Raw genomic sequence first — 13,770 nt, 5'->3', positions numbered from 1 at the left:
CAGGACAAAGCCTGACAGCGCGCGTTCAATGGTGACCATGGGTGTGCGGCGACGGGCGGGACACCACCGATGCGCGGCGCTGATCGCGGCCGCCGCGACCTCCCTGCTCGGCGCGGGCCACACCCCCTCCGCCGTCGCGGCGGCCCCGCCTCCCCAGCCGCCCGCGCAGCTCACCCGGGCCAAGGTGGACGACGCCGTCGGCAGACTCGACGGGATCGTGCGGGACGCCATGAAGAAGACCGGCGTCCCCGGCGTCGCCGTGGCCGTCGTCCACAAGGGCCGCGTGGTCTATCTCAAGGGCTTCGGCGAGCGTCGGGTGGGACGGGCCGGGGCCGTCGACCCGGACACCGTCTTCCCGCTCGCGTCCTTGTCCAAGCCGCTGGCCTCGACGGTCGTCGCAGGGGTCGTCGGCGGCAGGACGCTCGCCTGGGACGACCCCGTCGCGGCGCAGCTGCCCGGCTTCGCCCTCAAGGACCCCTGGGTCACGGCACACGTCACCTACGCCGACCTCTTCTCGCACCGCAGCGGACTGCCCGACCACTCCGGCGACATCCTCGAAGACCTCGGCTACGACCGGACGTACATCCTGGACCACCTGAAATACGAACCGCTCGGCCCGTTCCGCGCCAGCTACGCCTACACCAACTACGGGGTCACCGCCGCGGCCCAGGCGGTCGCGAACACGAAGGACACGTCCTGGGACAAGCTCTCCCAGGACACGCTGTACGGCCCCGCCGGCATGAAGAACACCAGCTCCCGCTTCTGCGACTACGACCGGGCCAAGGACAAGGCCGTCACCCATGTGAAGAGCGCGGACGGCACCTGGCAGCCGAAGTACGTCCGGGACGCCGACGCCCAGTCGCCCGCGGGCGGCGCGAGCTCCACGGCCCGTGACATGGCCACCTGGATGCGACTGCAACTGGCGAACGGGAAGCTGGACGGCAGGCAGATCATCCCCGCCGCACCGCTGGAGCGCACCCACCTGCCCGAGATCGTCGCCCAGCCCCCGCAGGCCCCGGCGGGCCGCGCGGGCTTCTACGGCCTCGGCTGGAACGTCGGCTACGACGACCAGGGCCGGCTGCGCCTCAGCCACTCCGGCGCCTTCGAACTCGGCGCCAACACCAATGTGACGATGCTGCCCGGCGAGCAGCTCGGCATCACCGTCCTGACCAACGGGGCGCCGGTGGGCCTCGCCGACTCGGTCGCGCTGAACTTCTTCGACACCGCCCAGTACGGGAAGCCCACGACGGACTGGCTGCCCCTGGTCGACCGGGTCTACCGGCAGCAGGAGCAGCAGGGCCGCTCCCCCACCGACTACGCCAGACCCCCGCGCAACGGGGCCGTGGCCCGCGCCGCCGACAGGTACACGGGCACGTACGACAACGCGTACTACGGGCCGCTGACCGTCACGGCAGCCAACGGCGAGCTCAGGATGAGCCTGGGCCCGAGGCACACGACCTTCCGGCTCACCCACTACGACGGCGACACCTTCGCTTTCCGGACCGTCGGCGAGAACGCGACCGGGCTCTCGGGGGTGACCTTCGAGGTCGGTCCGGGTTCACCGGGGTCCGGCGGCTCGAAGGCGTCGCGGGTGACCGTCGAGGCCTGGGACCACGACGGCCTGGGCACCTTCACCCGCAGCTGAGGGCACGGTTTCACCCGTGGCCGAGCGCGCGGTCACCACTTGCCGGGCGCGTAGTCCTTCATGAAGACGCCGTACAGGTCCTCGCCCTGCTCGCCGCGCACGATCGGGTCGTACACCCGGGCCGCGCCGTCGATCAGGTCGAGGGGGGCGTGGAAGCCCGCGTCGGCGAGACGCATCTTGTCGGGGTGCGGGCGCTCGTCGGTGATCCAGCCGGTGTCGACGGCGGTCATCAGGATGCGGTCCTTCTCGAACATCTCCTGCGCGCTGGTGCGCGTGAGCATGTTCAGGGCTGCCTTGGCCATGTTGGTGTGCGGGTGGCCCGCACCCTTGTAGCCGCGGTTGAAGACGCCCTCCATGGCGGAGACGTTCACGATGTACGTGCGGTCGGCCCCGGAGGCCGCCATCGCCGCGCGCAGCCGGCTGATCAGGATGAAGGGGGCCGTCGAGTTGCAGAGCTGGACCTCGAGGAGCTCGACCGGCGTGACCTCCTCGACCGACTGGATCCAGCTGTTGGTGTCGTGGAGGTCGGGCACGAGGCCGCCCGCGTCGATGGCCGTACCGGCCGCGATCCGCTCCAGGGAGGCCGAGCCGGACACCAGGGCCAGGTCGGTGACGTCCTGTGCGGTCAGCGCGCCGCCCCCGGCGACCGGGAGCGCGGCCACCGCGCCGGAGCCGAAGGTGCCGATGACCTCGGCGGGCGGCAGCTCACCGGCGGGCAGCGGGCCGGACTCGGCGGCGAGCAGCTCGCTGTAGGCACCCGGGGAACGGCGAACGGTCTGGGCCGCGTTGTTGATCAGGATGTCCAGCGGGCCCTCGGCGGCGACCGAGTCGGCCAGGGCCACGACCTGCGCCGGGTCGCGCAGGTCGATGCCGACGATCTTCAGGCGGCCGATCCACTCGTCGCTGTCGGGCATGGCCTTGAAGCGGCGGATCGCGTCGTTCGGGAAACGCGTGGTGATGGTGGTGTGCGCGCCGTCGCGCAGCAGCCGCAGCGCGATGTACATGCCGATCTTGGCCCGGCCGCCGGTGAGCAGCGCGCGCTTGCCGGTGAGGTCGGCGCGGGCGTCGCGGCGGGTGCGGTTCTCGGCGGCGCAGTCCTGGCAGAGCTGGTGGTAGAAGTAGTCGACCTCGACGTACCGCTTCTTGCAGATGTAGCAGGAGCGCGGGCGCTGGAGTATCCCCGCGATCTCGCCGGCGTCGGTGACGGACGAGGGCAGGATGCCCTCGGTCTCGTCGTCGATGCGCTGGGCGGAACCGGTCGCGGTGGACTCGGTGACCGCCTTGTCGTGGGCGGTCTTGGCGGCCCTGCGCTCCTGGCGGCGGCGCTGCTTGACCGTGCGGTAGACGCCCGCGGTGGCGCGGCGCACGGCGATGGCGTCCGGGTGGTCGACCTCGATCTTGTCGAGCTCGTCGAGCACGCTGAGGCAGACGGCCAGCCGCTCCGGGTCGATGCCCGGCCCGTAGGAGACCGCCTCCCCGTCCACGGCGGAAGCCGCCCGGTCGTCCTCAGCCGTGTCCACGGCGAAAGTCGCCTGGCCGTCCTCTGTCACCGTCATCGCGTGTGCCGTTCCTCGGGTCTCGCGCCGCGCTCGAACCGCGCTCGCTTTCGAAGGCGGAATTTTACGGAGCAAGGGGGCAAGGCGCCAAACCCGAGATGATCACCGGTCCCCGCGGGCCGTTTCAGGGGCCGCAGGCGATGATCAGCGTCTCCACCTCCTCGGTCAGCGCGCGGGCCAGCCGGTTCAGGTCCGGCACGGCCTGTGCGTCGGCGACGAGCCCGTAGTGGACCCGTCCGCGGTACGTCGACACGGCCACCGCCAGCGCCTGGCCGCGGGCCAGCGGGGCGAGCGGATAGACCTCGGTGAGCGGGCAGCCGCCGAGCTTCAGACCGAGGCTGGGCAGCGGCACGCTGGTGACCAGGATGTCGAAGAGCAGCCGGGCCGCCTGGCCGACGACGGGACCACCGAGGCGGTGACCGAGCGGCGGCACATGGTCGGCGAGCAGCGCGACGGCGCCCGCTCCCCGGTTGGGTCCCGCGTCCTTGTTGGCGTCCATCGCCGTACGCACCGAACGGAGTCGGCCGAGCGGGTCCGGATCGTCGACGGGAAGCCGTATCAGGTAACCGGAGAGCCGGTTGCCCTGCGGGTGCGCGGTGCGCGGGCGGCGCCTGGAGACGGGGATCAGGGCGCGGGGCGCGACTCCCTCGCTGCTGTCGCCGCGTTCGTCGAGCCAGTTGCGCAGGGCGCCCGCGACGACGGCGATCAGGACGTCGTTGACGGTGCCGCCGACGCTCTTGCGGACGCGGTGCACATCGTCCAGGTCGAGGGCGACGCCCGCGATCCGGCGGGTGCCGGTGGGCTGCGAGGTGAGGGCGGGCGAGGAGCGGGCGCCGAGGGTGGCGCGGGCGACGGAGCTGCCGATGTCGAGGGCGCGGCCCAGGTCGGAAAGGGTTCCGCGCACCAGGTCGGGCAGTTTGCGGACGTCCGGGAGGAGTCCACGAGGCGGCTCGGCGGGGCGCGGGCGGGGCTCGGGCAGGTCCAGCGGGTCCATGAGGGCGGCGGCGAGCATCAGTGCCCGCAGGCCGTCGGCCAGCGCGTGGTGGAACTTGAAGAACACCGCGAACGAGGTGCCGTCCTCGCCCGGCAGGACGTGCGCCTCCCACGGGGGCCGGCCGCGCTGGAGCGGGCGTTCCATGAGCCGGCCCGCGGCAGCGGGGAAGTCCGCGGTCGGCGCGTGCAGCCGGACGTGGTCGAGGGGTTCGAAGTCGGGCGCGGGTTCCCGGGCCGCGCTCCCGAAGTGGGGTGGGAAGGCGAGGGGCTGCCAGACATCGCGGATCCGCATGCGCAGCCCGGGCACCCCGGCCGCGCGGACCGCGAGCAGTTCGGCGGCGTGCGCGCCCGCGGTCGGCGAGTGCGCGGAGAAGACACCGAGGGCGCCGAGGTGCATCGGGTGCTGGGCGGACTCGATGTTCCAGAACGCCAGGTCGAGTGGTGCGAGGAGATCAGGAGTCAACGGCTTGCTCTCGCTTCGACGACAGGGTGAGCAAGCAGTCAAACCCCGGCAGGCGATTACGGTCAAGTACGATCAAGCTACGCTCAGTTAACAGCAGATTAAGTCCCGCCCCCCGCGAAAGGGGCGGGACACAAGGGGCACGTGAGGTCGGATCAGGATAGGCGTCCCGACCGCGGCACGCGCGCCGACGCGCGGCCACGCGAAGGACCGGAAGTGCCGGGTGGCTCGAAGGACCGCGAAGGCCCTCGAAGGACCCGAGGCGTCAGGTTGCCGGGCAGCCCGTGGGGGTCGCCCGGGACGCGTCGGCGATCAGCGCCTCGTGCGCCGCCCTCAACCTCCCCACGTCCGGCTTCACGACCTTGCGGTCGTAGGTGAGGAGCCCGTTCAGCTCCCCTTCCACGTCCGAGATCTGGGTGTAGACGGCGCCGTTGCCGCCCCGGCACGCGAGTGCTCGCACCTCGGCGAGGCGGGCGAGGTAGTCGTCGGTGTACGTCGACGGGTCCACGTCCACGTACGACTGCTGGACCGACCAGGCGTGCCCGGGCACGGCGAGCCCCAGACCCCCGTACTCGCCGCTGACGAGCGCGCGTCTGCCGTCGGGATCCGGTGGCAGCGCGGGGCTCGGATAGCCGTGTTCGTCCATGATGTCGCCGGCGCCGCCGTCGGCCCCCAGGTTCAGCCCCGACATGCCGTTGACGAGCCGGGTCGGATCCCAGGCCTTGGCCTGGTCGGCGATGCGCCCTTCGTCGTACTGGCCCCAGCCCTCGTTGAAGGTCACCCACATCACGACCGACGGACTGCTGATGTGCTGGTCGATCATCAGTTTCATCTCGCGCTCGTACTCGGCGCGGGCCGCGGCGCTCGGGTTCACCCCGGCGGTCATGGCGGGCATGTCCTGCCAGACCAGCAGGCCGAGCCGGTCCGCCCAGTAGAACCAGCGGTCGGGCTCCACCTTGATGTGCTTGCGCACCGCGTTGAAGCCCATCTCCTTGTGCATGCGCAGGTCGTACGCGAGGGCCTCGTCCGTCGGCGCCGTGTACAGGCCGTCGGGCCAGAACCCCTGGTCGAGCGTGGCCATCATGAAGACGGGCTTGCCGTTGAGGACGGTGCGCGGGGTGCCGTCGACCTTCTCCACGGAGATCGAGCGCATCCCGAAGTAGCTGCCAACGCGGTCGCGCCCGACGCTCACCCTGAGGTCGTAGAGGAAGGGGTCGTCCGGCGACCAGAGGCGCGGGTGGGCGATCTTCAGGGTCAGCGGCTGTCCGGTACGGCCGGTGCCGGTGGCGACCTTCCGCCCTCCCTCGTACGCCGTCGCCGTGACGGGCAGCCCGTCGCGCACGCCCTTCGCTTCCACGGTGAGCCGGCCGCCACCGACGTCCGGAGTGAGCTTGAGCGAGTCGACGCGGTCCGGGGCGACCGGCTCCATCCACACCGTCTGCCAGATGCCGGAGGTCGGGGTGTACCAGATCCCGCTGGGGTCGAGGCGCTGCTTGCCGAGCGGCGGGTTCTCGCCGGACGCGGCGTCGGTCGGGTCGTACACGCCGACGATCAGCTCCTGGGTGCGGCCGGGCTTCAGCGCGTCGGTGACGTCGGCGCCGAACTTGTCGTAGCCGCCCCGGTGTGCGGCGACCCTGACCCCGTTGACGTACACCTCGGACTGCCAGTCGACGCCACCGAAGTTCAGCAGGAGCCGTTGACCCGAGCCGATGTGCCAGTCGGCCGGGACGGTGAAGGTGCGGCGGTACCACATGCGGTCCTCGTGGCGTTCGACGCCGGACAGCTGGGACTCCACGGGGTACGGGACGAGGATGTGCTCGCCGAGCGTCTTGCCGACCGGGGGCTGCTCCCCCGCGGTGGCGGCGGCGAACTGCCAGCGCCCGTTGAGGTTGCGCCAGGCGTCACGCGTGAGCTGGGGGCGGGGGTATTCCGGCAGGGCGTTGTCCGGCCCGACCTCGTCGGCCCACTTCGTGCGCAGCTCGTACGTGGAGCGGTTGGGGCCGCTGCTCCAGAAGGCGCCGACCGCCTTGCCGTCCCCGGCGGCGGCGAGGCCGCCCGTGCCGTCATAGCGCAGGTCGGCGTTGCCGCGTGCGGTGCCGGTCTTGTTGCCGACGACGGGTTCCTTGAGCGTGACGAGAAGGGATCTGGGGTCGGCGGGGTCCAACTCGGCAGCTCCCAGCGGCCACTTGGCGCCGCCGATCACGGCCTGGAGGTGGTCGACGACGGCGGCCGGGGGCGCGGACAGTGCCGTTGCGAAGTCGAGCCTGAGGGTACGGCCGTCCGGCTGGACGGTGGTCGCAAGGGCGCCGTCGTAGTCGTAGCCGTCGGGCAGCAGGAACGCCGACTGCGGAATCGCCACCTTGGCGCCGCCGGGTTCGGTCCAGCGCAGATGGAGGTTGGAGCCGCCGTAGTGCTCGAAGTACTCGAGCTTGAAGTCATAGGCGTGCCCCGCCGTCAGATCGACCGGCTCGGAGGTCTGTTCACGATCCCAGTCGTCCACCCAGTGGTCGATGACGGGTCTGCCGTCGATCCAGAGGCGGAAACCGTTGTCGCCGATGATCGAGAAGGTGGTGGCTCCGCTCTTCTCCGGTACGAGTTTGCCGGTCCAGCGGACACTGACATCGTTGTCCTGGCCCGTCGCGAAGCGCAGTCGGGGTTCCAGGTCGTCGAAGTCGAGCTGCGGGTCGAAGCCGGTGGCCTTGAGTTCGTGGAAGTCGAAGGCGCCGGGGGCGGACTGGGTGTAATAGTCGCCCTTCAGTCCGTGGACCGCGACGGGATCGTCGGCCGCGGCCGGCACGGAGGCGAGTCCCGCGGCGCCGAGGGCCACGGCGAGCAGTAACGCGAGTCGGTTTCTGAGTCGTCCGAAACGCACGGATCCTCCTCGTTGAGGACGGGTGGGGGGACGGTGGTGAGGACGGTTGCCGGACGGGCCCGGGAGGGGGGTGGGGCGGGTGGTGCGGCTCTTGCTCAGACGGAACAACGTTGTCACCAACGGCAGTTGGCATGACAACACAGGGTTCCACTTTCTGTCCAGGGGCATGACAACGGCCCCGATGGGCACGGACCCACCGGGGCCGTTGTCGGTCACCGTCGGCCGCTACGGCACGATCCGGCCCTTGCCCAGCGCGATCACCCCGCCCTTGGAGACCGTGTAGAGATCCGCGTCGCGCTCGGGGTTGACGCCGATCGTCGCGCCCGGCGGCACCTCGACGTTCTTGTCGAGAACCGCGCCGCGCACCACCGCGCCCCGCCCTATGTGGACGTTGTCGTGCAGGATCGAGCCCTGGACGACGGCTCCCGGGTCGACCACGACACCCGGCGAGAGCACGGACCGCGTGACCTGGCCCCGGATCAGACTGCCCGCGCTGACGATCGACTCGCTCGCGATGCCCCCGGCGTTGAATCTCGCCGGGGAGAGCTGCCCGGAAGTGGTGTAGATGGGCCAGCTGCGGTTGTAGAGGTTGAAGGCGGGGCGTTCGGCGATCAGGTCCATGTGTGCGTCGTAGTAGGCGTCGAGGGTGCCCACGTCACGCCAGTAGCCCTGGTCGCGGATGGTCTCGCCGGGCACGTGGTTGTCGCTGAAGTCGTAGAGCTGCGCCTCGCCGCGGTCGGTGAGCATGGGCAGAATCGATCCGCCCATGTCGTGCACCGAGTGCACGTCCTCGGCGTCCCGCTGGAGCGCCTCCACCAGAGCCTTGGTGGTGAAGATGTAGTTGCCCATCGAGGCGAAGACGCACTCGGGGTCGTCGGGCAGGCCCGGCGGGTCGGCGGGCTTCTCCAGGAAGCCCTCCACGGTCTGCCCGTCGGAGCCGGGGCTGATGACCCCGAAGGAGGACGACTCGGCGCGCGGCACCCGTATCCCGGCGACGGTCACACCCGCGCCGCCCTCGATGTGCTGGGCGAGCATCTGCCGGGGGTCCATGCGGTAGACGTGATCGGCGCCGAACACCGCGATGTAGTCGGGCCGTTCGTCGTGCACGAGGTTGAGGGACTGAAGGATCGCGTCCGCGCTGCCCAGGTACCAGCGCGGGCCGAGCCGCTGCTGGGCCGGGACCGGTGTGACGTAGTTGCCGAGCAGGCTCGACATCCGCCAGGTCGTCGTGACATGGCGGTCCAGGGAGTGCGACTTGTACTGCGTCAGGACGCAGATGCGCAGGATGTCGGCGTTGACGAGATTGGAGAGTACGAAGTCCACCAGGCGGTACGTCCCGCCGAAGGTGACCGCGGGTTTCGCGCGGTCCGCGGTGAGGGGCATGAGCCGTTTGCCCTCTCCACCCGCAAGGACGATTCCCAGTACCGAAGGTCCACCGCGCCGCATGCCGCCGCCCCTCTGAGCCCGGTCGAGCCGCGCCCGCTGTGCCGGGCCGGCCCCGTTGCTTGAACTACACCTGTCAGATGGTTACCCCGGTTTGAGGACTTCCTCGTAAAGCTGGACGGTCCGCCGGGCCACCGCGTCCCATCCGAACTCCCGTACCGCGCGCTCCCGTCCGGCCTCACCCATCCGCCGGGCGGCCCGGGGATCGGCGAGCACGGAGTCGAGAGCGAGCGCCAGACCCGCCTCGAAGTTCTCCTCGACCGGCACCAGAACACCCGTCACGCCGTCCTCGACCACCTCGGGTATCCCACCGACCCGCGACGCCACCACGGCCGTTCCACAGGCCATCGCCTCCAGGTTGACGATGCCGAGCGGCTCGTACACCGAGGGGCAGACGAAGACGGCGGCGTGCGTGAGGAGTTGGACGACGTCCGGGCGGGGCAGCATCTGCGGGATCCAGTGCAGGCCCTGGCGTACGGCACTCAGTTCCTGGAAGAGATCACGGAACTCCCGGTCGATCTCGGGGGTGTCGGGGGCGCCCGCGCACAGCACCACCTGCACGGCCGGGTCCAGGTCCCGAACCGCGCGCAGCAGGTGGGGCACGCCCTTCTGGCGGGTGATGCGGCCGACGAACAGGACGTAGGGGCGGGCGGTGTCGATGCCGATGCGCTCCAGGACGTCCGTGCCGTGGTCCGGGCGGTATAGGGCGGTGTCGATGCCGTTGTGCACGACGCGCACCTTGGCGGGGTCCAGGGCGGGGTAGCAGGTGAGGATGTCCTCGCGCATGGCGCCGGACACGGCAATGACGGCGTCGGCGGCCTCGACGGCGGTGCGCTCGGCCCAGCTGGACAGGGCGTAGCCGCCGCCGAGCTGCTCGGCCTTCCAGGGGCGCAGCGGCTCCAGGGAGTGGGCGGTCATGACGTGCGGGATGCCGTACAGGAGCTTGCCGAAGTGGCCGGCGAGGTTGGCGTACCAGGTGTGCGAGTGGACGAGTTCGCGGCCTTCGAGGGCGGCGGCCATGGCGAGGTCCACGGAGAAGGTGCGCAGCGCGTCGTTGGCGCCGTCGAGCGAGGACCAGGACCGGTGGCGCACGACGCCGCCCGCGGCGCCCTCGCCCCAGCAGTGCACGTCCAGGTCCGTGAGGGTCCGCAACTCCCGGGCGAGGAACTCGACATGGACGCCCGCGCCGCCGTACACGTCCGGCGGGTACTCCCGGGTCAGCAGTCCCACTCGCACGCAGAGCCCCCCGTCGTACCGGATACCGGCTGGTGCCTTTCATGGTCACCCAGAAGGGACGCCTGGGGAAGACCGCGGTGCTCAGCGGCGGCCCGGAGCCCCGCCCGGCGTCCGGCCCGGCGGGCGGTCGAAGCAGCAGTCACCGCACAGCCCGCCGCCGGGGAGCCGGTAGTAGAGGCAGCAGCTGCGGCGGCGGAGGGTACGGGGGTCGACGGTCTCGGACAGGTCGGGATGCGTGAACAGGTCGGCGGTGAGGGCGCGGGCCCGATCGGCCACGTCCGTACGGCCGTTCGCCTCGGCCCAGCGGTGCAGCTGGCGCCAGGCACCCGCGAGCGCCGAGCCCGCGTTCCCCCACAACAGGCCCTCCGACATGCGGTGACGGGTGCGCAGAGCCGCCGCCAGCGGGGCGAGGTGGCCGTCCCGTACGATCTCTCCGATCGCCGCCACCGGCAGGGCGCGTGCCTCGGACAGCCACAGGTCGTCCGGAGCGCTGCCGTCCGGATCCCACCGCAGCAGCCCCGGGGCGAGGTCCGGCAGCTGCCCGTACAGCGCGGCGGCGCCGAGCGCGACCGACCACAGACGGGCCGCGAGGCCCTGCTGCGCCACCGAGACCGCGATCCGGGGCTCGGGCGCCCGCAGATTCACCGCGACCTTCCGGACGCGGAAATTCAGAGGATCCGACCAGACATCTCTGGGATCATCGTCCCGGGGAGACGCGTACGCCTGTGCGAGCGTCGGCAGCGGGGCACCCGGCGGTACGCCGGTGCGTAGTACGAAGAAGCCGCCGAGCGAGCCGAGCGCCGCGAGTTCCGGGTCGAGGTCCACGAACAGCAGTAGTACCAAGCCCTCTAGGGGGTCTCACCGGAGGGTCTCCCTCTCATGTCGCCCACCCAGGGGAGGACATGGGGCGAGTCGTACTCCATCGGCAGTACTACTCATTGCCTGCTCAGGTACGACGACGTGAACGGATGCGCGAGGCATCGTAGTGGGTATGAAGGCCGATCGTTCGCCGCGCCGGGCACAGCGCCCCCGCCGCACGCAGAGGAGGGACTCATGAGCGCGCTCGCGCTGTCCGTCCTGCTCTCGTTCGTCTCCGCCGTTGCGTACGCGGGCGGCGCGATCGTCCAGGAGCAGGTCGCGCTGACCTCTCCCGACCAGACGTACGCGCCGTTGCGCCGCCCCGGCTGGTGGGCGGCGGTCGCCCTGAGCGGCGTCGGCGGGGTGCTGCACGTGGTGGCGCTCGCCTACGGCCCGCTGAGCCTGGTGCAGCCGCTGGGCGCGCTGACCATCGTGTTCGCGCTCCCCATGGCGGCCGTCTTCGTCGGCCGCAAGGCCGGGGCGACCGCCTGGCGTGGCGCGATCATGGCCACGGTGGGCCTCGCGGTCCTGCTCGCCCTGGTCGGCTCGGCCGACTCGCAGTCCCTGAGCGACACCCAGATCACGGTGCTTGCCGTGGTGTCGGGCGGCGCGGTGGCGGCCTTCATGGTGGCGGGCCGCGCCGCGCACCGGCACCCGGCCGTGCGCAGCGTGATGCTCGCGGTGGGGTCCGGCATAGCCTTCAGCATGTCCTCGGTGTTCACCAAGACCGTCGCGGTGGACTGGTCGCACCAGGTCTCGCTCGCCGACCTGCCGAGCCTCGTCCTCATAGGTGTCTTCGCGACGGCCGGGATGCTGCTGTCGCAGGCCTCCTACCGGGGCGGCGGTCTCGCGGCGCCGCTGGCCACACTGACGGTCGTCAACCCCGTCGTGGCGGCCGCCGTCGGCATCACGATGTTCGGCGAGACCTTCCGCTACGGCGAGACGGGCACCGTGCTCGCGCTGGCCTGCGGAGTCGTCGCGGCGGGCGGTCTGATCCTGCTCACGACCGAGCAGATCGGCAGCGCCCGGAACACCGCGGAGGTCCTCGCACCCACCACCGCGGAGACCGAGCCCGCGCCGGAAGCGGCCACGCCGGACTCCGCGTTGGAGGCGCTGCTGCTCGCGGCGCTGCCCGAGCAGTCCACCGGACCGGACCACGAGGACGAGCCGGCCAGAAGCCGCGGAGAGGCGTTCGGCGCAGGATTCGAGGAGGCGTTCGACGCCGAGCTCGGAGACGGAATCGGCGCGGGGCTCGGAAACGGGCTTGGCGTGGACCGCGACGGCGAGGACGCCTTCGTACCGGCTCCGGCGATGGTGGGGGCCGCGGAGAGCGCGCCCGACCCGGCCGGCTCACCCGAGCCGTCCGAGGAGGACGCGCCGCCCGCGCTGGCCTATTTCGGCCCCCTGTGCGGGCCCTACGTAGTGGCGACGCCTCTGCTGGACCACCACCACCGCACGCGCGTCAAATCCTGACGCCGCCCGCCCTCAGGTAGGCGACCGGGTCGATGTCCGTGCCGAAACCGGGCCCCGTCCGCACCTCGAAGTGCAGATGCGGGCCCGTGCTGTTGCCCGTGGAACCGGAGCGGCCGAGGCGCTGGCCGCCCACCACGCTCTGCCCGTCCTTCACCGAGATCGCCGACAGATGGGCGTACTGGGTGTAGCGGCCGTCGGTGTGCCGGATCACCACCTGGTAGCCGAACGAGCCGCCCCAGCCCGCGCTGACGACCTGCCCCGCGGCGACCGCCTTCACGGAGGTGCCGGTGGGCACCGGGAAGTCGACGCCCGTGTGGTAGCCCTTCGACCAAGAGGCACCGGCGGCGCGGTAGGGCGTGCCGGTCGCGGCGTGCACGGGGGCGACGAGCGTGTCGGACTTCTTGGCGGTGTCCGAGGACGTCTTGTGCGAGGAGGTCTGGTGCGGGGACGTCTTGTGCGGGGACGGTTTGTGCGGGGACGTCTTGTCGGGGGTCTTCTGCTTCTTCGGCGCGGACGAGGGGGTGCTCCCGGTGTGCGCCGGGGTCTGGCCCTTGCCCCGCAGGTTCAGCCGCTGGCCCGGCAGGATCAGATCCGGGTCGGAGCCGACGGTGCTGCGGTTCGCGTCGTACAACCGCTGCCAACCGCCCTGGACGTGGCGGGATCCCGCGATGCCGGAGAGCGTGTCTCCGTGCACGACGGTGTACATCTCGGCGGTGCCGGCCCGCGACTGGGGTGTGGTCTGCGGCTGGACGTCGCGCACGGAGCGCTTGGTGGTCTGGGGCGAGGTGTCCGACCTGGTGCCGGTCCGCTCGGCGGCCGGGGTGATGTCGGGGGTGTCCCCGCCCCGCGTGAGACCGGCGCGCACCGAGCACACCGGCCAGGCACCGGGTCCCTGGCCCTTGAGCACCTTCTCGGCGATGGCGATCTGCTGGTCCTTGGTGGCCTGATCCGCGCGCGGGGCGTAGATCTGCCCCCCGTACGCCTCCCAGGTGGACTGGGTGAACTGCAGTCCGCCGTAGTAGCCGTTGCCGGTGTTGATGCTCCAGTCGTCGGTGGACTCGCAGGCGGCGACCTTGTTCCAGGTGTCCACGTCGGCCGCGTGCGCGACGCCGGTGCCGATCAGCGGGAGTGCCATTCCGGCGCCGCCCGCCGTAACAGTGAGTGAGGCGCGGTTGATCCTGTTCGGCTGATACCGGCGGTGCCGGCCGCGTACGGCCATGTGGGAGCCCCCTCG

At 71.4% G+C, this 13,770-nt stretch carries 8 protein-coding genes and 2 pseudogenes; 2 read left to right on the top strand and 8 right to left on the bottom strand.

Going from position 1 to position 13,770, the window contains the following annotated elements; all coding sequences use genetic code 11:
• Positions 1-37: 37 nt before the first annotated feature.
• Entirely contained in the window at positions 38-1,645 is a 1,608-nt protein-coding gene (locus ACIRA5_RS36060; protein ID WP_403698201.1) for a serine hydrolase, read from the top strand.
• Positions 1,646-1,677: 32 nt separating this feature from the next.
• On the opposite strand, the gene ACIRA5_RS36055 is transcribed toward ACIRA5_RS36060, so the two are convergent.
• The 6 genes from ACIRA5_RS36055 to ACIRA5_RS36030 form a co-directional block, all read right to left on the bottom strand.
• Complete coding sequence (locus ACIRA5_RS36055; RefSeq protein WP_403698199.1) at positions 1,678-3,201, bottom strand: SDR family NAD(P)-dependent oxidoreductase; 1,524 nt, start codon at positions 3,199-3,201, stop codon at positions 1,678-1,680.
• Between the two features lie 124 nt (positions 3,202-3,325).
• Positions 3,326-4,657 (bottom strand): wax ester/triacylglycerol synthase family O-acyltransferase, encoded by a 1,332-nt coding sequence (locus ACIRA5_RS36050; protein WP_054234961.1) that lies wholly within the window; start codon positions 4,655-4,657, stop codon positions 3,326-3,328.
• A gap of 262 nt (positions 4,658-4,919) precedes the next feature.
• Positions 4,920-7,526, bottom strand: a complete 2,607-nt coding sequence (locus ACIRA5_RS36045; RefSeq protein WP_403698197.1) for a PA14 domain-containing protein — start codon at positions 7,524-7,526, stop codon at positions 4,920-4,922.
• A gap of 225 nt (positions 7,527-7,751) precedes the next feature.
• Positions 7,752-8,972 (bottom strand): glucose-1-phosphate adenylyltransferase, encoded by a 1,221-nt coding sequence (glgC, locus tag ACIRA5_RS36040; RefSeq protein WP_403698196.1) that lies wholly within the window; start codon positions 8,970-8,972, stop codon positions 7,752-7,754.
• A gap of 81 nt (positions 8,973-9,053) precedes the next feature.
• Positions 9,054-10,205 carry a glycogen synthase gene (gene glgA, locus ACIRA5_RS36035; protein ID WP_355301171.1) on the bottom strand — a complete coding sequence of 384 codons (1,152 nt, stop codon included), beginning with the start codon at positions 10,203-10,205 and terminating at the stop codon, positions 9,054-9,056.
• An 81-nt stretch (positions 10,206-10,286) separates the two neighbouring features.
• Complete coding sequence (locus ACIRA5_RS36030; protein WP_403698195.1) at positions 10,287-11,048, bottom strand: (2Fe-2S)-binding protein; 762 nt, start codon at positions 11,046-11,048, stop codon at positions 10,287-10,289.
• Between the two features lie 210 nt (positions 11,049-11,258).
• Between ACIRA5_RS36030 and ACIRA5_RS36025 the strand changes: the two genes are divergently transcribed.
• Entirely contained in the window at positions 11,259-12,536 is a 1,278-nt protein-coding gene (locus ACIRA5_RS36025) for a DMT family transporter (protein WP_403698193.1), read from the top strand.
• Here the strand turns inward: ACIRA5_RS36025 and ACIRA5_RS36020 are convergent.
• Together ACIRA5_RS36020 and ACIRA5_RS36015 are read right to left on the bottom strand one after the other, a co-directional pair.
• Positions 12,526-13,299, bottom strand: a pseudogene (locus ACIRA5_RS36020) (peptidoglycan DD-metalloendopeptidase family protein); the annotation flags it as partial. The gene ACIRA5_RS36025 and the pseudogene ACIRA5_RS36020 sit on opposite strands and share 11 nt — an antisense overlap.
• 165 nt (positions 13,300-13,464) lie before the next feature.
• A pseudogene (locus tag ACIRA5_RS36015) lies at positions 13,465-13,671 on the bottom strand (transglycosylase family protein); the annotation flags it as partial.
• Between the last annotated feature and the right edge of the window lie 99 nt (positions 13,672-13,770).

Source organism: Streptomyces sp. NPDC096311, assembly GCF_044763085.1.
In the GTDB taxonomy this organism is placed as follows: Bacteria; Actinomycetota; Actinomycetes; order Streptomycetales; family Streptomycetaceae; genus Streptomyces.
Note: the sequence above shows the minus strand (reverse complement) of the source record. Positions and strands in the feature narration are given on the sequence as shown.